A 17,974-nucleotide genomic window follows, 5' to 3' on the forward strand; every position below is an offset into this window, starting at 1 on the left:
CCTGCAAAAGAAAGTAGACTTTTTGTATGAGCATCACCATTAAGCAAAACCCCTTCAAAGACCAGCTTCTTACCTTTTTCAAAGACGGCTATCTCTTTGCCTCCCGTCAGCGCAGCAAGGCAGGCCTGCCGGCTGATTCGCACTGCCCAGTTACCATCAATGCCCTGGGCGGCAAGGCAACCATCATTCGCGGTGAGGACGCCGTGGATTTCTTCTATGATGAGAGCATCATCAAACGCGATGGTGCTATGCCCTCCTTAGTGCAGGGCCCTCTCTTTGGTGAAGGCGCCGTGCACACCCTGGATGGCGAAGCCCACAAGGTGCGCAAGGCAGCCATGGTAGCCATGGCCTACGAGGACACCCGAGTAGATGCCTTCCGCGAGTACGTAGAAGAAGAAATGAAGGCCGTCATCGAGCGCTGGAAGACTAAGCCAGGGAACGTCTACGATGATGTTGCCGTAGCCTACGGCCGTGCAGCCTTCCGCTGGGCCGGCGTACCGGCATCCGATGAAGAACTGAATAAGCGCGCCACCCAGATGAGCCACCTGCTAGATACTTTCGGTGAGGTTAAGCAGAACGTTCTGGCCTGGATTGACCGCAAGAAACTGGATAAGTGGGCTGAAGCGCTCATTGAGGGTGTGCGCTCAGGTGCCACCACCGTTGACGCCGACTCCGTTGTGCAACACATGGCTGATTTGCGCGATGAAAACGGCGAGCTGGTTTCCGCTAAGTTAGCCGGTATCGAGCTGCAAAACCTGACCCGCCCCACCGTGGCTGTCTCTCGCTTCGCTGCTTTTGCTGCCGTGGCTCTGGTACAGAACCCAGATTGGGCGCAGAAGGTGAAGGCTGAGGTTGAAGAAAACGGCGGCCGCCTCATCAACCTGCCGATTGCCACTGCCTTTGCCCAGGAAACCCGACGAGTCTACCCCTTCGTGCCCATGCTACCTGGCTTTGTCACTAAGGACGCCGAGGTCTCGGGCTGCCCCGTTCAGAAGGGGCAGCGCGTACTCATGGACATCCTGGGAACCCACACTTCACCCAAGGTCTGGGAGAACCCCAGTGAGTTCAACCCCCAGCGTTTCTTGGATATTGAGGACTACGAGCAGGTCAAGGGGTTTTTACCCCAGGGTGGCGGCAGCGTACAGGACGGGCACCGTTGCCCCGGCGAGAAAATCGCCGTGGCGGCTCTGTCCTCTACTATCGCAGCGCTCTCAGCTGACAACGTGATCATCGCCCAGGAAGCCGATGACACCACCTTCAGCATGACCCAGCTGCTGACCCGCCCCAGTACCGGCGTACGCGTCAGCGTCGCGTAGGGGAGTAAACCCTCGGGAAGATAAACCCTTGAACGCATCGGTACCGCCGAGCGTCGTCAATGACCAGGTGCTTAGCAACCCGCTAGGCACCTGGCTTTTTCTTTGCCCGTGCAGCGTCTCGTTCCAGTAGTTTCTGTAAGCTCAGTGGCACACCGGTTTTTGTTGCTTGCTGCACCAGGAGTTTTTGAGGGAACTTAGGTGGGGCTGCTAGCCAGGCCGGTACAGCCCGGCTCTCTTTAATCTGCTGCTTTTCAGCCTTCTTCTGTTCCTTCCACAGTTGCATATAGTCATCCGCTAACCGGCTCACCAGCTCAGCGGTCTCCGGCTCAAGCTCCGCGGTCTTGGCCCGCATGAGCTGGATAAAGGGGAGCACCTTGATCCCAATATCGAGCAGGCTGCCATAACCCTCACCCATGGCAAGATCGAAACACGCATCCACCACCTTTTCGATATCCTCCGGTGCATGCCGGGTGAGCCACTCACCGGTCACCTTTGCCACGCGCTCGCTGGCACTGGTGGTGGCATCCTTGGGTATAAAGGTGCCTGTCTCATCGATCTGCCAGAAAAAGACGGAATGTTGCATGAGCCCGATGCCGCCGCTTGCTACCACCTCTTGCTGAGTTTTGCGGAACATGAGCCGGCCCACGATGCTGTCCTCGGGTATAAAGTCCCTAATTTTGGGGAGCAGGCGCAGATAACCCGGATTCTTCAGAAAAGCTTCGATGAAGCCGGGGGCATCAAAGGCGAGGACGCTTTCCACCCGTCTTTCTAGCTCCTGCGGCTGGGCAGCAGTAGCGAACACGGCAAGATGCCCGCCCTTAGAATGGCCGGTCACATAGATGGGGGTGGAGGCAGCCTGCTTGAGGTTATCTTCCAAATAATTGACCGCTAAGAGCTGGGAGGGGATATCCTTCTGCGCTGCCAGATGAAAGTCCTCTTTCCACCCGATCAGGGAGTCATCGGTCCCTCGAAACACGACCTGCCTGAAGACCCCCGAGACAACCAGGGTGAGCGCCGCAAACTGAACCTGCTCGGTGGCGTCTAAATGTGCCCGGTAATGGAAGAAACGTAGGGCAGCAAAACGGGGTGAAGTGGCTACCATCTTGAGCAGTTGCAGACGCTGGTTGGTCGCAAGAAACCAGTTGGTCCGTAGCGTGCTGTCGGTGACGAACTCCTGATAAATCTGGGCTGCTGAGATGCCCCGGGCAAAGCCGCGATGGTCCTCTGCGATATCGTCCAAGGGGAGGTAGGCTAGCTCGTTGAGCAGACAAAGATCGGCTTCGGTCAAGGGCAGCTCGTCTAGGGGGATAGCGAAGGTTTTCTGCGCATACTGCAGCAGGTGCATTCTTAGCCTTTCGGGGTTTACACCAGTCTAACGTGCTTGCCCGCCCGGTTCCCACAGCTCTGATGAGCCGCGTCTATGGGAGGTCAGCAGGTGGGTATCGACCAGGCCGATGGCCTCCATGAGGGCAAAAGCACTGGTAGGGCCTATGAACGTGAACCCTTGCTGTTTGAGGGTCTTTGCCAGTTGAGTCGAAGTTTCGCTGTGTGTAGGTATGTCAGAAACAGCGTGGGGCTTATACGTGCTGGAGGGCTGAAAAGACCAGATGAGGGAGGGCAAACCTGGCCCTACCTGTAGGCCGTTAGCCAGCGTCCTGGTCTGTAAGGAAATACTGCTGCCATCCGGTTTTTGAAGAGAAGTTAGGTCGCGTAACCTGAGCGTGGCTCTCGCATTGGATCTAGCTGCCCGAATCTTACCCCGGTGGCGAATGATTCTGGAGTCGCTAGCTAACCGTTCTACGTCCTCATCAGTGAGAGCTGCTACCTGCTCGGGCTCAAAACCGGAAAAAAGTTCTCTGAAGGCATCTCTTTTCGTAAGAATCGTGCGCCAGGAGAGCCCTGCCTGGAAACCCTCTAAACAGAGCCGCTCAAAGACACCGCGCTCATCGGTGACCGGCATGCCCCACTCGGTATCGTAGTAGAGCCGCATCAGCTCATCGGCTTCAGCCCAGTTTGGCCGAACCAGCCCATCGTTACCCGGTGTGCTCATATTTCATTCTCCTTCTGCCCTTTGAAAACTCTAAGCTTGTTTCTCCGATGGGTGCAGGCCAGTGACGCGCAGCGTGATGTTGATGCGCCCCTCCGGTAGCAAGCAGCCGGATGGGGTAGTGCCCTCCAGAAGTTTTGGTACCCCGTGATACATGAAACGGCTGGGCCCGCCAAAGACCAGAAGGTCACCGGAAGCAAGCAGAATATCTTGGTAGGGCCTCGTTTTTGTTTCGGTATTGCCCGCTCTGAACAGCGCCGTCTGGCCAATGGAAAGCGAGACGACCGGGGCGCTGGAACGCTCCTCTTTATCCTGATGCATGCCCATGGACGTTCCCGGTGCGTAGTAATTGATAAGTGCCATATCTGGGCTGTAAGTAGCAGCCCAAGCTACTAATTCAGGCTCGGAAAGCTGGGGCCAATAGCTGGCGTGGGAGCTACTATAGGCGTCCTGTAGTGCCTTTCTACCCACCCCCACTAGCCAATCTGGCACCGAGGCTGGTGCGCGTCCGCCAAATTCTGGTGCTGACCGGCTGTAGCTGTAGTTGCTCCAGTGCCAGCCCAGGGAGGTGAGCTTAACCGACATTTTCTTGCCGTAAATTTCGGGGTGATGGGGCGGTATGCTGCCAGCACCCCAGCGGTGGAACTGAGCAACCAGAAAATCCTGCTGCTCAACGCTGAGCCAGCCGGGCAGGTGAATGACGCCGGGTGCCAGCTCCTGCGGCTGGCGGGGCAAGAGGCTGTCGGTGAAGAGAGCATCGACCACTAGAAGAGCTGACCCTTTTCTTCCGCTGAAGGGGATTCAAAATCCAGCAGAAATTCTTTGCGGTCCAGCCCACCGGCGTAACCGGTCAACTTACCATCAGCTGATAGAACGCGGTGGCAGGGTATGAAGATGGAGCACTTATTGCGGCCCACTGCCTGGCCAACCGCCTGCGCAGGTGCATGCGGGCCCACCACCTTGCTAATAGCTCCGTAGGTGGTGGTGTAACCGTAGGCGGTGCCCTTGAGATGCTCCCACACCGCTAGCTGAAAGTCAGTGCCTTCGGGGTGCAAAGCGACCTCAAAGACGGTGCGGGTGCCAGCGAAATATTCTGCGAGTTCTCGGGCTGCCTGCTCCAAGACCGGGTGGTCGGTGAGGTCTTTGCGTTTGCCTAAATCACGAGCCATGGGAAAGTGCGCCTGACCTTCAAAGTAAGCACCAGTGATTGCTTCATTTTCAGCAACCAGATACATGCCTCCAAGAGGCGACTCAAAGATACCGTAGACACGCCGGGCCAGGTCAGTTTCACTCATAACTCTATTGTGACACGTGACATGGCAGAGCGGTCTACGTTTTGAGCCAGCAGATAATTCCAGGGCAGGGAGAACCTGGGCGGACTGAGCCGATTCGGTGGGCTCCCGCCCTGCAACCCAACCGCGTAGACTAGCCACTATGGCACATACTCACCCCACCGTACTTTTTGTTTGCAACACCAACGGCGGCAAGTCTCAGATGGCTGCCGCGCTGGCAACCCTGGACGTCCCCCACGTCTTTACCGCTATCTCAGCAGGCCTTACCCCCGCTGATACCGTGAACGGGCAGGCGGCTGCCTCCCTGGCGAAGATTGGAGCGGACATGGCCTCCAAAACACCCACCCAGTTGACCGACGACATGCAGCGTTCAGCTGATGTGGTGGTCACGGTGGGGGACGCGGCTACCCCCGAACTCGAAGGCGTCAAATATGTGCGCTGGAACATCATCGACCCTTCAGTCTTTGGAGCCAAGGGCGATGCCCGCATGGACAAGCTGCGCGATGACCTGCGCGAGCGCGTCAATGACCTGGCGGGGGAATTTGGCACCTGTTGTAGCTAAGCGAAGTATCGATATGATGAAGAACCTCATAGACGCAGCCGATGAACGCGCTGAAGCTCTGGACCGCCTGATTCTGAGGGAGGCTGACCAGCAGCTCATCGGCGTGGATGCTGGGGATATCGTAGTACTAGAAGACAGTAGCGCGGCACTGACCCTACAAGCCCTGTCAAGGGTTCTCGATGAATCTGGCACTGCACCCAGAGTGCTGGTGCGCTGTCGCTCCTACCAGCAGGCCTACGCTTTGCGCGTCCTGGCTCACCGGTTACTCGAAGGTCAGGGGAAAGATGCCGCAGCTCGGCTGGTGGTTGCCGGCCTGGACACCGAAGCTCTGGACCTTGAAGCAGCTCTAGCGGAGTGCTCGCTGAAGCCCACCCTGGCCCTGGGGCGCCTCCCCAAAACCTTGGCAGCCCTAGATGATTGGGGCCGTGCTCTAGCCCGCCACAGCGCGCAGACTACTACCGATTTTTCGCTCTGCTTGGGTGGCAACACCAAGCACATGACTCGCACCATGAACACGGTGCTAGAGCAAAGCTTTAGCGAGGTCTGGGCTGGACGCGGCCAGGGAAAGTTCCGTGCCCTGCTAGCAAGGGTACCCCGACAGAGCGTCCTGGCCCATACTGCCGAAGAGACCCAGATACCGGCGGGCACTTTGCAGGGTCTGGGCGGTGTTTTCTCGGGTGGACGTGAAGACCGTGGGGGTTCTTATCTGGCAGATATTGCCTGCGACCTCCTATCTACTTTAGACCGTCCGGCTGATGGTGCAGCGCTACGCGTCCTCGACCTTGGTTGTGGTAACGGCTCGGTATCCCTGCGACTCCTGCACCGAGCGCAAGAACGTGGCCAGCCTTTGGTGCTCACCGCGACCGATCTGGATGCGGACGCCGTGCGTTCGGCTACGCAGACCCTTGCTCCCTACCGAACAGGGGAGCAGTCCGCCACCGTCACCTGGGACGATGCTGCAGCTGGTTCAGCGCCGGGTAGCTTTGACCTGCTGCTACTCAACCCGCCCTTCCACGAGGGTACCCGGCTAGATGCCACCATGGTGCGTCCCCTGCTGGATGCCGCAACCCGGCTCCTTGCCCCGGGCGGGCGTTTGCTTTTGGTGCACAATTCGCACCTGCGCTACCGCGCCCAGCTAGAAGACCGTTTTGAGGAGGTGGAGCAGCTGGGCCGCAATGGCACTTTCACGGTGCTGAGCGCCTGCAACCCCCTTTAGCCTTCCGACCTGAATAAAAATACCCGCTGTCTGTGCAGACAGCGGGTACTTTTATGGGGATTTCAGCTGGAGACTAGTCCTGCTCAACGTCCTCATCGACCCATTCGAGGGTGCGGGCTACAGCCTTCTTCCAGAGGCGGTACTGGCGTTCGACTTCGTCCTGGTCCATTGCAGGTTCCCAGCGCTTGTCTTCTGCCCAGTTGTCGATGACATCCTGCTCGCCGTCCCAGAAACCAACGGCGATACCGGCGGCGTAGGCTGCACCGAGAGCGGTGGTCTCGATGACCTTGGGGCGGATCACGGGTACGCCAAGGAGGTCTGCCTGGAATTGCATGAGGAACTCGTTGGCGGTCATGCCGCCGTCCACGCGCACTTCTCCGAGGGAAACCTTGGTGCCGGCTGCCTCTGCGTCAGCGTTCATAGCATCCAGCACCTCGCGAGTCTGGAAGGCAGTTGCCTCCAAGGCTGCGCGGACGATGTGGGCCCGGTTGACATAGCGGGTAAGGCCAACGATGACACCGCGGGCATCCGAGCGCCAGTGGGGTGCGAAGAGACCAGAGAAGGCAGGAACGACGTAGGCGCCGCCCGTGTTCTCTACGCTGGTTGCCAGTTCTTCTGACTCTGCAGCGTTGTCGATCATGTGGAGGTTATCGCGTAGCCACTGAATCAGGGAGCCGGAGACTGCAACTGAACCTTCGAGGGCATAGACCGGGTCAGCGTCGCCCAGCTTGTAGGCAACGGTGGTGAGCAGACCGTTTTCTGAAATCACGGGTTCGGTGCCGGTGTTCATGAGCATGAAGTTACCGGTGCCGTAGGTGTTTTTCGCCATGCCCTTTTCGAAGCAGGCCTGACCGAAGGTCGCTGCCTGCTGGTCGCCTAGGATGCCGGCGATGGGCGTGCCATTGAGTAGGCCCTTCTTGCGGCCGTAGCCGTACACCTCTGAAGAGGACTTAATCTCGGGCAGCATGCTCATGGGGATGCTCATGTCAGCAGCGATGGACTCGTCCCACTCCAGAGTCTTGATATTCATGAGCAGGGTACGGGAGGCGTTGGTGACGTCGGTAACGTGCACGCCGCCTTTCACGCCGCCAGTGATGTTCCAGAGCACCCAAGTATCGGTGTTGCCGAAGAGTAGGTCGCCGGCTTCTGCCTTTTCGCGGGCACCCTCTACGTTATCCAGAATCCACTTGATTTTGGGGCCTGAGAAGTAGGTGGCGAGGTTCAGACCTACGATGTCGTGGTATTTACCTGCGCCCTCTTCGCCGCCCAGCTCGTCACAGATTTTCTGGGTGCGGGTGTCCTGCCAGACGATGGCGTTGTAGATGGGTTTGCCGGTGGTCTTGTCCCAGACCACGGCGGTTTCGCGCTGGTTGGTGATACCAACGGCAGCGATTTCGTGGTGGTTGACCTCAGCTTTAGTCAAGCACTCACCGACAGCCTGGCGCACGTTCTTCCAGATTTCGAGGGGGTCATGCTCAACCCAGCCTGCCTTAGGGAAAATCTGTTCGTGCTCTAGCTGGCCCACTGATTTGATTTCGCCAGCCTTGGTGAAGAGGATGGCGCGTGAGCTGGTGGTGCCCTGGTCGATGGAAAGAATGTACTTCTTACGCTCGGGCAGTTCGGTCTTAGTCATGGTGACACTTCCTTGTGTATGGGTGGGTGGGTGAGGCAGGACGCCGGGTAGGTAGCTACCGGTAGTGGGGTGAGCCGCGGCGTCCTGCCGCTCTATATATGGGGAGAGGTTATGCGCCTGCGATGGCAAGAATCGCGGGAACGATAAGGGCAGCAGCAGTTGCGCCCAGGAGGGGGCCGACGACGGGTACCCAAGAGTAGGACCAGTCTGAAGCTGACTTGTTCTTGATGGGCATCAGTGCGTGGGCAATACGCGGACCAAGGTCACGGGCAGGGTTGATGGCATAGCCGGTGGGGGTACCGAGGGAGAGACCGATAGACACAACGATAATAGCAACAGCCAGCGGGCCAAGGCCTGAGGGGGTCTGGCCGGAAGCAACGACGAAACCTACCAGCACGAAGGTACCAATAGCTTCGGTGAGGATGTTCCAACCGTAGGAGCGAATAGCGGGTGCGGTGCAGAAGACGCCGCGGGAGACACCGGGTTCAACAATATCGAAGTGCTTTTTGAAGGCTAGGTAGGCGCCCCAGGCTCCCAAGAAGGCACCGAGGAACTGGCCGGCAAAGTAGACCAGCATGGCGGTGAAACTTGGTGCGATACCGGGTGCAAAATCGTTCCCGGCAACCATCTGGCCCACCGTGACGGCGGGGTTGAGGTGAGCACCGGAGGGACCTGAAACGTAGACTGCAGCAAAAACAGCGAAGCCCCAGCCGAAAGCGATGTTGATCCAGTCAGCGCCCTTAGCACCAGACTTAGGTAAACTCACTGCTGCCACAACGCCTGCACCCAGAAGAAGCAGGATGAATGTGCCCAGGGTTTCTGATGCAAATGCACCTAGGAGGGTGGCGGTGCCGTCAGCATTGACGAGGGCACTTGCCTGCACGCTGGCTTCAGTGCCAGTTGCTAATAGTGAGCTCATAGAGACCTCTTTCACATCGGTGTGAAGAAAACGTCCGGTGGACGTTCCACAAATTATGGTTGGATTTTGGTGGGTTGAAGGCGCCAGCGTTGCTGGTTAGCCTACGATCGTGGGGACATTGATCAGATGATCGGTTGCCCGTTCATCGGACGTTTCAGTTGAAGCTGCCGCAATAGCCTCGACGCGCTTGCGGTAGGTGGCTAGTTCGCGTTGCTGAGTTGCCTCGTCCCAGCCCAGTTCTGGTGCCATGATTGAGATAATCTCTTCGGCAGCAGCCAGGCCACGGTCCTTAGCTTCAAGGTCTAGGCGGACGCGGCGGATGAGCACGTCTTCCAGGTGTAGGGCACCTTCTGCGCGCACAGCCTGCAGGACGTCAGCACGTAGGAACTGGGGTGCGGCAGCCAGAGGAACACCCAGTGAGGGGTCCTTTTCAATCTGAGCGATGATGTCGGTCAGTTCAGCGCCGTAGCGTTCGAGCAGGTGCTCGGTGCGGGCAGTATCCCAACCGTTTTCTGCAGCCAGGGCCTCAGCACGGGATGCAAGAACTTCGTAGCCTTCTGCACCGACCAGCTTGATCCTCTCGGTAACCGAAGGCAGGGTCTTAGCGCGCTCACCCAGGGCGAAGTCCACAGCGTCCTCTGCCATGACGCGGTAGGTGGTGAGCTTACCGCCGGCAATGGCGCTCATGCCCGGAGCAATCTGGGTGACGGTGTGCTCGCGGGAGACCTTGGTAGATGACTTATCTGAACCGTCCTTGAGCACTGGCTGCAGCAACGGGCGTAGACCAGCGAAGGTACTGATAACGTCGTCATGGGTTAGCTCATCGGCAATGAGCTTGTTGGCCTGCATGAGCACGTAATCGATGTCCGCGCGGGTTGCCACGGGGTTGAGGCGATCCTGCTGGGTGTAGGGGGTGTCGGTGGTGCCGATGATCCAGTAGCGCTGCCAGGGGATGATGAAGAGAACGGACTTTTCGGTCTTGGTGAAGATGCCGCTGGTTGCTTTAATACGGTCGCGGGGCACGGTGATGTGCACGCCCTTGGAGGCAAGTACCTTGAGCCCGGCGTCCTGGGTGGCTAGAGCTTCGGTTTCTTCGGTCCATACGCCGGTTGCGTTAATGATGTGCTTGGCTTTGACGGTCTTTTCGGTGCCGGTCTCAAGATCTAGAATTTTGGCGCCGATGACCCTACCGCTAGCGTCCTTATCGACGCCGGTGAGCTTGGTGCGAGTGGCTGCTAGTGCGCCGTAGCCGGCGGCGGTGCGGACCAGGTCAATCACCAGGCGGGCGTCGTCCACGCGGGCATCGTAGAACTGGATGGCGCCAGAGAAAGCGGAATCCTTGATGCCGGGGAAGACCTTTTTGGTGCCGGACTTGGTGAAGTGCTGCTGGGCGGGCACGGTCTTGCGGCCGCCTGCACCAGCGAAAGCCAGGGTGTCGTACATGCCGATGCCTACTGCTGAGTAGGCACGCTCAATGAGGGGTAGCTTGAGGGGCCAGAGGAAGGGCTGTGCCTTGACGAGGTGGGGAGCGGTGCGCTCGAGCAGTAGGCCACGTTCTTTAAGCGCCTCAGAAACGAGCTTGAAATCTAGGTTGTAGAGGTAACGCAGACCGCCGTGCACTAGTTTAGAGGACCAGGCGGAGGTGCCCATAGCCCAGTCACCAGCATCCACGATTGCGGTGCGCAGGCCACGGGTGGCGGCGTCCAGAGCGATACCTGCACCGGTGACACCACCGCCGATGACGAGAATATCGACTCCAGCATCGTCGGTCATGGCCTCAAGGGCGGCGGTGCGGGAGGCGGCGGTGAGATGGGATTTAGCGGTGAATGTTGCGCTCATAATGGCTCTCCAGAAAAAAATACGATGGGTGTGAAGTCTGTTACCATTTGAACTGCCAAGTGTAAAAAACTGCAAAATGTTTGAGCAAAATTTCACTTAGAATGGGAAAGTGATGAGCAAAAGTAAAAATTTGATGTTTGACGCCGCGCACCTCTACTACGTTGAACACCTAACCATGGCAGCAATCTCTGCCAGGTTGGGGGTTTCCCGGCCTACTGTGTCCAGGCTTCTGCAGAATGCGCGTGAAAGCGGTGTAGTGACTATTCGGCTCAATGAGGAGCTACGACCCAAGGAGCCTTTGGCGAACCGGCTAGCCGACCTGTACCGGGTTCGCGTCCACGTGGCTCAGGTGCCAGCCGGAGCCAGCGAGACGGTGCGCATGCGCAGCGTAGCAGCAGCAGGCGCTAAGCTCTTGGATTCACTGGTACACCATGGCACCGTGCTGGGCGTTGCCTGGGGCTCTACCGTGACGGAGGTGGCACACTTTTTGCCCAAGCGTCCGCTGAACGATGTCACCGTGGTGCAGCTCAACGGGGCGGGCAATGCCCACCACACCGGCATCCCGTATTCGGGGGCAATTTTGGGTCAGGTGGCGTCTGCCTATAACGCCCGCATGGTGCACTTCCCCGTGCCGGCTTTCTTTGACTTTGCCGAGACCAAGGCGGCGATGTGGCGAGAGCGCAGTGTGCGCGGTGTGCTGGCGGTGCAACGGTCTGCTGATGTGGCGCTCTTTGGGGTGGGTGCCTTTGGTGGCTCTATCCCCTCCCACGTCTATGTCGGTGGCTACTTTGATGGGGAGCAACTGGCGTCCATGCGATCGGAGGGTATCGCTGGTGATATTTGCACGGTCATGATTAGGGAAAACGGCACCTGGGCTGACTTGGACGTTAATCGCCGGGCGACCGGGCCAACCCCGGCTGAACTGGTGAAGGTGGGCAGACGGGTCTGTGTAGCGGCGGGCACTCACCGCGCCGCTGCCCTGCGCGGGGCACTAAAAACCGGTGTCATCACCGACCTCGTGGTGGGCAGCGACCTGGCTGAGTTATTGCTCTAGCGCTTAGGTGGGCTGTAAATGGCTTACTTGACAGTAGTACGTAATTAGATCCTCGTACTGCGCAAAAGCTCCAGAAATAACCTCAAGCCAGACTAGAAAGAGCGTTGCTACACCAGAGCACCACCGGGCAAAAAGCCAAGCAATTCACCACGCTACTTACAACCCCATCGGATATAAAGGCGGTCAACACGTTCATCCATTAACGCAGGGCGATAATCGAACGAATGATTGCACAGGGTAAGACGTGGCGTGTTGTGCCCACGGCTTTCCGGCTGCTGCTGGGCCCGTATGCGCGGGTGTTTGGTGTGGTGCGGTGGTTGGTGTTTTATGGGGCTGGTGGAACTTTTGAATAAGCCTCCTTGAAATGCAAGTTAGCTCTGGCTCTTCTGAACTGCCATCCCTAGTGGGGGAGACCTCTGCCAATCGTGAAGGTGTGCATCAGCTAAAAACCGCAGTAAACCAACCCTTGTACCGCTAAAAGGCTAGAGTAGTAACTTACCCCTTGAATCCTGCGTCTAAATAAGCCGCATACGAAAGGACCTCCGTGCCTTTAGCACCCCAGAGTACATCTCCTCAGCGCGCCGCCGCCTGGTTCGTCCATGCCTTCACCCTCTCAGGGCTAGCCTGGGCAACCCTGGCAACCCTCGCTCTCATTGAAGGTGACTACACCGCCATGTGGCTCTGGCTCGGCGTCGCCCTGGTCGTGGACTCCGTCGATGGCACCATGGCACGAAAAGCCCGCGTCAAAGAAGTGCTGCCCTGGTTCGACGGGGGAATTGTTGACATCGCCGTTGACTATCTGACCTGGACCTTCATTCCAGCCCTCTTCATGTACCTAGCGTTACCTCTGGGGCCAAAGCCTCTGGCCTTAGCACTGGTCATTCTGATTCTGGTGTCCTCCATGTTCTGCTACGCTAACCAACACTGGAAGTCCAGTGATTACTACTTCGTGGGTTTCCCCGCTGCCTGGAATATTGTGGCGGTCTTCATGTACGTGATGGGTACCGGTGCCCTCTTCAACGTCATCGCTGTGCTGGTACTAGCGGTGCTTACTCTGACTCCTACCTACTACACCCACCCCTTTAGGGTGAAGAGGTTTATGGCGGTCAATATCGCTGCCATTACCCTCTGGCTTGCTGCCACCGCCTACTTGGTTGCACTAGCACCCGAGCGTCCGCTCTGGGCTCTGATTGCGTTCTGGGTAACGGGTGGCTGGTTCGCCCTCACCTGTGCTTGGCGTACCATTGCCGGCACTGACCAGCACCAGTAGTACCCGAAGGGCATGACCGCTGACGTTGAAGAGACGGTGCTGCTGGAGGGCTAACCACGCGCTTCAGGGTTTGTGCTTAGCGGGGAGCGCTATCCACCGCGTGCCGCAAAGCCTCTTTGACTGCTTTAATGGCCGGTTGCTCTGCGCTCTCGGATCGCACGGTCACAAAAATCTTGCGTTTGGGCTCCCCGGGCAGGGGGATCACTTTCACAGAATCTGCTTCAGCACTTCGAGCCAGGTTCGCCAGGGCAAAGCCCGGTAGGACGGCGGCAGCCCCCGCCGCTGCCAGTTGCAGGTGGGTGCCCAGATCGTCAATCACGTAGCGAACCTGAGGCTCAAACCCTGCTGCCCTGCACTGGTCGATGGCCCACACCCGGGAGGTGTTGTGCTCACCTTCAAAAACCCAAGGCAGGTGAGCGGCACCAGCTAGGTCTTCCACCCCAGAATCAGCCGCAACCACCAAATGAAGGGTGTCATGGGTCAGCAGCTCAGAAGTGAGCTCCGCATGCTCGGGGATGAAGCGGTGGGGGTAGGACTCTGAAATCACCATGTCGAACTCGCGGCTACGCGTCAGAATGAGGCCGGTCTCAGGGTTAATCTGCACCGCGTGAAGTTCCACCTGGGGCGCGTCTTCTGCCAGGTATTTTAGCGCCCCGGGGAGCAGAGCCTGCGCTGCAGACTGAAAGATCGCTAGGCGCACCTGCCCGGCAGGGATGCCCTCCAAAAGGGAAATACGGGTGCGAGCGGCGTCCAACTCTGAGAGCACATTGCGGGTGCTTTCCGCCAAAATCAGCGCCTCAGTAGTCAGCTCAACGTGCCTGCCCACCTTGCGCAGCAGGGGAGCGCCCACCTCTTTTTCAAGAGTGGAGAGCTGCTGCGAGACTGCTGATGAGGTGAGGTGCAGTGCCTTAGCGGCTGCGGCCAGTGTCCCACGCTCGTGAATTTCAAGCAGCATGGCGAGACGGCGCAAATCATACATGGGAAGCCCTCCTTATAGTGTCATTACAATTTAGCAAATCTAAACCAAATACATCAAGAAGATTCACTTTTTCTAATAGTGTTTTACTGACCTAAACATGGTGAAATGGGTAACAAGTGCCAAGTTGTGCGCACACCGCGCATCCTAGAGGAGGTCCTACCATGGCCCAGCCGTTCGCCGATGAACGCCACCAGAAACTAGCCATCCAAGCAACCGAACTCGTTGCCCAGTGGGTCAAAGAAGCCCAGAATATTCCTGCAGACCCCGCTGCAGAGAAACTGGCTGGCGTCCTCAAAGACCCCAACGGTCTCGACTTCACAGTAGGCTTCGTAGACGGTGTTGTACGCCCCGAAGACCAGAGCGTTGCCGGTAAAAACCTAGAACGCATTGCCCCCATTGTTCCCTCCTTCCTCCCCGGCTATATGAAGGCAGCCGTAGGCGTCGGCGGCAAGCTAGCTGGTAAGGTCTCCTGGCCTACCGTACCCATCGCCCGCACCGTGCTGCGCCAGATGGTTGGCCACCTGATTGTGGACGCTCGCGATGAGAAGCTCGGCCCCGCCATCAAGCACCTGACCGCCAGCGGCAATAAGCTCAACATCAACCTGCTCGGTGAAGCAGTGCTGGGTGACCGCGAAGCAGAACGCCGTCTGAGTGAAACCAAGCGTCTGCTGACCCGCGATGACGTTGACTACGTATCCATCAAAGTTTCCTCAGTGTCAGGCCCCCACTCTCACTGGGCCTTTGATGAGGTCGTTGAACAAGCCGTCATCCGCCTGACCCCGCTCTACGAGCTGGCAGCTAACTCTGCCCAGAAGAAGTTCATCAACCTGGATATGGAAGAGTACAAGGATCTAGATATGACCATCGCGGTCTTCACCAAGATTCTGGATCAGCCCCAGCTCAAGCACTTTGAAGCCGGTATCGTTCTTCAAGCCTACCTACCCGATACCCTGGCCGCCATGCAGCACCTGCAGAAATGGGCTGCCCAGCGCGTAGCCACCGGTGGTGCCCGCATCAAGGTTCGCCTGGTAAAGGGCGCCAACCTCTCTATGGAAAAGGTAGAGGCAGCGGTTCACGGCTGGCCCCTAACGACCTGCAACTCCAAGCAGGAATCAGACACCAACTACAAGCGCATCCTCGACTATGCGCTCAAACCCGAGCACACCAAGAACGTCCGCCTGGGCGTAGCTGGCCACAACCTCTTTGATGTTGCCTTCGCCCTGCTCCTGGCAGAAGACCGCGGTGTGGCCCGAGACGTCGAGTTCGAAATGCTCATCGGTATGGCCTCCCAGCAAGCTGAGGTCATTCGCCAGCGCGTCGGTCACCTGCTGCTCTACACCCCCGTGGTGCGCCCCGAAGAATTCGATGTTGCTATCTCCTACCTGGTGCGCCGCCTCGAAGAGAACGCATCCAGCGAGAACTTCATGAGTGCTGTCTTCGACCTGGACTCATCCCCAGCTCTCTTCGAGCGTGAGAAGCAGCGCTTCTTGGCTTCACTGGCAGACGTCACCGATGAGGTTCAGCCCCCACAACGCACCCAGAACCGCCTGACCGAAACCGAAGACACCGTCTTCAAGCCCGCCGGCGACTTCGAGAACACCCCGGATACCGACTCCTCACTTGCGGCTAACCGCGAATGGGGCCGGGCTATTCTGGAACGCTCAGCGACCACCCGCATCGGCATCGACACCCTGGCTGATAACGAGCTAGGCTCGGCGGAACAGGCTGATGCTCTAGTCGCAGATACCCTTGCCGCCGGTGCCGAATGGGGCGCCCGTCCCGCCAGCGAACGCGCCGCAATCCTGCGCAAGGTCGCAGTCGGTTTGGCAGTTCGCCGCGGTGACTTTATGGAAATCATGGCGCACGAAGCCGGCAAGACGCTGGACCAGGGCGATGTTGAGGTTTCTGAGGCCGTTGACTTTGCTTACTACTACGCCATGCTGGCAGAACGACTAGATGAGATGGACGGTGCGCGCCCCGTGCCCGCCAAGCTTACCCTAGTGATTCCCCCCTGGAACTTCCCCACAGCTATCCCCGTGGGCGGTGTGATCGCCTCCTTGGCAGCCGGTTCCGGTGTCATCTTCAAGCCCGCCTCTAACACCGCCCGCATCGGCGCTCTCATCGCTGAGGTGCTGTGGGAAGCTGGCGTGCCCCGCGACGTACTGCGCCTTGTCAAAGTCACCGACCGCGACGCTGGCTCCACAATGATTGCAGACCCCCGCGTCGACCGCCTGATTCTGACCGGCGGCTACGAAACCGCTGAGATGTTCCGTTCCTGGCGCAAGGATCTGCCGCTCTTCGGCGAGACCTCGGGCAAGAACTCCATCATCGTTACCCCCAACGCAGACCTCGATTTGGCGGTCAAGGACGTCGTTGCCTCCGCCTTCGGCCACGCAGGCCAGAAGTGTTCAGCCGCCTCCACCGTCATCCTGGTCGGTAGCGTAGGGGAGTCCAAGCGTTTCTACAACCAGCTAGTCGACGCCGTGAAGTCACTGCACGTGGCGCACCCGCAGGACATCGCCTCAGAAATGGGCCCGGTCATCGAGGTGCCCGAGGGCAAGCTCAAGCGCGGCCTCACCACATTAGGCGACGGTGAAACCTGGATCATCAAGCCCCAGCAGCTCGATGAAACCGGCCGACTCTGGTCACCCGGCGTCCGCGCAGGCGTGAAGCCCGGCAGTGAATACCACCTGACCGAATATTTCGGCCCCATCCTGGGCGTCATGAAGGCAAAGACCCTCGAAGAAGCTATTGAGTTGCAGAACGCCACCGATTACGGCCTGACCGCCGGCCTGCACTCACTGGATTCCAAGGAACTTGCCCTCTGGCTCTCTAAGGTTCAGGCAGGTAACACCTACGTCAACCGCGGCATTACCGGTGCTATCGTTCAGCGTCAGCCTTTCGGCGGCTGGAAGAAGTCAACCGTCGGTTCAGGCACCAAGGCTGGCGGCCCCAACTACCTGGTAGCACTAACTGACTGGGTCAGCGAGCCCTCAACCGCTACCACTTCCCCCCATAAGGCAGAAGTACGCGAGATCCTGGCAGCCCTGCGTGAACCTACCGCCACCAACGATGGCGGCATCGAGTTCCTCACCCGCTCAGCCAGCTCGGACGCCGCAGCATGGGCCACTGAATTCGGTGTAGGGCATGATCCCAGCAACCTTGGCGTTGAGCGTAACATCCTGCGTTACCTGCCCACTGTCGTTCAGGTGCGCCTGGACTCCACGGGCAATATGGATCACGCCATCCGTGTGCTGCTGGCGGGCGTAGCGGCCGGGGCGAAGATTGAGTTCAGCACCGCTCTTGCTCTGCCCGTGGCAGTGCATGGTGCCGTAACCTCAGCTGGGATCACTATCATCGAGCAGAGCGATGCAGACTACCGCGCTTCCCTGCAACGTATCGCTAAGGCAACTACTCAGGATCTGGAAGGTACCTCCTTAGAAGGTGCCCGTATCCGCTACATCGGTGATGATTCCACCTCAATCTACGAGGCTCTGGACGGGCGCCCCGACATTGCGGTTTACTTCCAGCCCGTGACCGAGGCAGGTCGTATCGAGATGCTGCCTTTCCTGCGTGAGCAGGCAGTATCTATCACCGCCCACCGCTTTGGTAACCCCGACAAGTTCTCAGAGAAAGTCATCTAGGGTCCAGGCTGCATAAGGTAAATGCCGCCTTTCGCGCCGCTGCTCAACCAGCAGGGGAGTGAGAGGCGGCTTCTTTATTCTCTTTTCTGGCGGGCAGTAGGCAACACGGTGTCTTGCGTTACGTTCACCTATCGGCTGTGTCATAGAATAAGAGGGAAGAAGCCCTTGTTCCCTCGCGATGGTTTCAACCTTAAACTTTCGAG

General features: G+C 58.5%; 14 protein-coding genes. 6 read left to right on the forward strand and 8 right to left on the reverse strand.

The window, feature by feature from the left end; translation table 11 throughout:
- Window positions 1-26 precede the first annotated feature (26 nt).
- Window positions 27-1,316 carry a cytochrome P450 gene (locus ABD982_RS10155; protein WP_345447174.1) on the forward strand — a complete coding sequence of 430 codons (1,290 nt, stop codon included), beginning with the start codon at window positions 27-29 and terminating at the stop codon, window positions 1,314-1,316.
- 82 nt (window positions 1,317-1,398) lie between these two features.
- On the opposite strand, the gene ABD982_RS10160 is transcribed toward ABD982_RS10155, so the two are convergent.
- The 4 genes from ABD982_RS10160 to ABD982_RS10175 are packed head-to-tail and all read right to left on the reverse strand — an operon-like array spanning window position 1,399 to window position 4,658.
- Complete coding sequence (locus tag ABD982_RS10160; RefSeq protein ID WP_345447177.1) at window positions 1,399-2,661, reverse strand: Mbeg1-like protein; 1,263 nt, start codon at window positions 2,659-2,661, stop codon at window positions 1,399-1,401.
- 27 nt (window positions 2,662-2,688) lie between these two features.
- On the reverse strand, window positions 2,689-3,366 hold the full coding sequence (locus ABD982_RS10165; protein WP_345447180.1) for a DNA-3-methyladenine glycosylase I: 678 nt from the start codon (window positions 3,364-3,366) through the stop codon (window positions 2,689-2,691).
- A 30-nt stretch (window positions 3,367-3,396) separates the two neighbouring features.
- Window positions 3,397-4,128 (reverse strand): alpha-ketoglutarate-dependent dioxygenase AlkB family protein, encoded by a 732-nt coding sequence (locus ABD982_RS10170; RefSeq protein ID WP_345447182.1) that lies wholly within the window; start codon window positions 4,126-4,128, stop codon window positions 3,397-3,399.
- Window positions 4,128-4,658, reverse strand: coding sequence for a methylated-DNA--[protein]-cysteine S-methyltransferase (locus ABD982_RS10175; protein ID WP_345447185.1), 531 nt, complete (start codon window positions 4,656-4,658; stop codon window positions 4,128-4,130). Before ABD982_RS10175 ends, ABD982_RS10170 begins: the two co-directional genes overlap by 1 nt.
- A gap of 139 nt (window positions 4,659-4,797) precedes the next feature.
- Here ABD982_RS10175 and ABD982_RS10180 point away from each other — a divergent pair, with 139 nt between their 5' ends.
- Window positions 4,798-5,217, forward strand: coding sequence for an arsenate-mycothiol transferase ArsC (locus ABD982_RS10180; RefSeq protein ID WP_251379755.1), 420 nt, complete (start codon window positions 4,798-4,800; stop codon window positions 5,215-5,217).
- A gap of 13 nt (window positions 5,218-5,230) precedes the next feature.
- The gene (locus ABD982_RS10185; protein WP_345447189.1) at window positions 5,231-6,433 is read left to right on the forward strand and encodes a class I SAM-dependent methyltransferase; all 1,203 of its coding nucleotides are present in this window, start codon (window positions 5,231-5,233) and stop codon (window positions 6,431-6,433) included.
- 73 nt (window positions 6,434-6,506) lie between these two features.
- On the opposite strand, the gene glpK is transcribed toward ABD982_RS10185, so the two are convergent.
- The 3 genes from glpK to ABD982_RS10200 all read right to left on the reverse strand — a co-directional run bounded on the left by glpK (window position 6,507) and on the right by ABD982_RS10200 (window position 10,824).
- Entirely contained in the window at window positions 6,507-8,066 is a 1,560-nt protein-coding gene (gene glpK / locus ABD982_RS10190; RefSeq protein WP_345447192.1) for a glycerol kinase GlpK, read from the reverse strand.
- A gap of 109 nt (window positions 8,067-8,175) precedes the next feature.
- Window positions 8,176-8,985 (reverse strand): MIP/aquaporin family protein, encoded by an 810-nt coding sequence (locus ABD982_RS10195; protein WP_345447195.1) that lies wholly within the window; start codon window positions 8,983-8,985, stop codon window positions 8,176-8,178.
- Between the two features lie 96 nt (window positions 8,986-9,081).
- Window positions 9,082-10,824 carry a glycerol-3-phosphate dehydrogenase/oxidase gene (locus tag ABD982_RS10200; protein WP_345447198.1) on the reverse strand — a complete coding sequence of 581 codons (1,743 nt, stop codon included), beginning with the start codon at window positions 10,822-10,824 and terminating at the stop codon, window positions 9,082-9,084.
- A gap of 112 nt (window positions 10,825-10,936) precedes the next feature.
- On the opposite strand from ABD982_RS10200, the gene ABD982_RS10205 reads away from it, so the two are divergent.
- Window positions 10,937-11,878: a sugar-binding transcriptional regulator gene (locus ABD982_RS10205; protein WP_345447201.1), complete on the forward strand. Its 942-nt coding sequence runs from the start codon at window positions 10,937-10,939 to the stop codon at window positions 11,876-11,878.
- Window positions 11,879-12,422: 544 nt separating this feature from the next.
- Window positions 12,423-13,148 carry a CDP-alcohol phosphatidyltransferase family protein gene (locus tag ABD982_RS10210; RefSeq protein WP_345447204.1) on the forward strand — a complete coding sequence of 242 codons (726 nt, stop codon included), beginning with the start codon at window positions 12,423-12,425 and terminating at the stop codon, window positions 13,146-13,148.
- A gap of 76 nt (window positions 13,149-13,224) precedes the next feature.
- On the opposite strand, the gene ABD982_RS10215 is transcribed toward ABD982_RS10210, so the two are convergent.
- Window positions 13,225-14,127, reverse strand: coding sequence for a LysR substrate-binding domain-containing protein (locus tag ABD982_RS10215; protein WP_345447207.1), 903 nt, complete (start codon window positions 14,125-14,127; stop codon window positions 13,225-13,227).
- A 161-nt stretch (window positions 14,128-14,288) separates the two neighbouring features.
- On the opposite strand from ABD982_RS10215, the gene ABD982_RS10220 reads away from it, so the two are divergent.
- Window positions 14,289-17,771 carry a bifunctional proline dehydrogenase/L-glutamate gamma-semialdehyde dehydrogenase gene (locus ABD982_RS10220; protein ID WP_345447210.1) on the forward strand — a complete coding sequence of 1,161 codons (3,483 nt, stop codon included), beginning with the start codon at window positions 14,289-14,291 and terminating at the stop codon, window positions 17,769-17,771.
- Window positions 17,772-17,974: the final 203 nt, after the last annotated feature.

The sequence above is a fragment of the Rothia endophytica genome, assembly GCF_039543885.1.
Classification (GTDB): domain Bacteria; phylum Actinomycetota; class Actinomycetes; order Actinomycetales; family Micrococcaceae; genus Rothia; species Rothia endophytica.

Coding starts and splice junctions, on each gene's coding strand:
- ABD982_RS10160 (WP_345447177.1), bottom strand. CDS start 2,661: ATGCACCTGCTGCAGTATGCGCAGAAAACCTTCGCTATCCCCCTAGAC.
- ABD982_RS10155 (WP_345447174.1), top strand. CDS start 27: ATGAGCATCACCATTAAGCAAAACCCCTTCAAAGACCAGCTTCTTACC.
- ABD982_RS10205 (WP_345447201.1), top strand. CDS start 10,937: ATGAGCAAAAGTAAAAATTTGATGTTTGACGCCGCGCACCTCTACTAC.
- ABD982_RS10195 (WP_345447195.1), bottom strand. CDS start 8,985: ATGAGCTCACTATTAGCAACTGGCACTGAAGCCAGCGTGCAGGCAAGT.
- ABD982_RS10180 (WP_251379755.1), top strand. CDS start 4,798: ATGGCACATACTCACCCCACCGTACTTTTTGTTTGCAACACCAACGGC.
- ABD982_RS10165 (WP_345447180.1), bottom strand. CDS start 3,366: ATGAGCACACCGGGTAACGATGGGCTGGTTCGGCCAAACTGGGCTGAA.
- ABD982_RS10175 (WP_345447185.1), bottom strand. CDS start 4,658: ATGAGTGAAACTGACCTGGCCCGGCGTGTCTACGGTATCTTTGAGTCG.
- ABD982_RS10220 (WP_345447210.1), top strand. CDS start 14,289: ATGGCCCAGCCGTTCGCCGATGAACGCCACCAGAAACTAGCCATCCAA.
- ABD982_RS10185 (WP_345447189.1), top strand. CDS start 5,231: ATGATGAAGAACCTCATAGACGCAGCCGATGAACGCGCTGAAGCTCTG.
- ABD982_RS10215 (WP_345447207.1), bottom strand. CDS start 14,127: ATGTATGATTTGCGCCGTCTCGCCATGCTGCTTGAAATTCACGAGCGT.
- glpK (WP_345447192.1), bottom strand. CDS start 8,066: ATGACTAAGACCGAACTGCCCGAGCGTAAGAAGTACATTCTTTCCATC.
- ABD982_RS10200 (WP_345447198.1), bottom strand. CDS start 10,824: ATGAGCGCAACATTCACCGCTAAATCCCATCTCACCGCCGCCTCCCGC.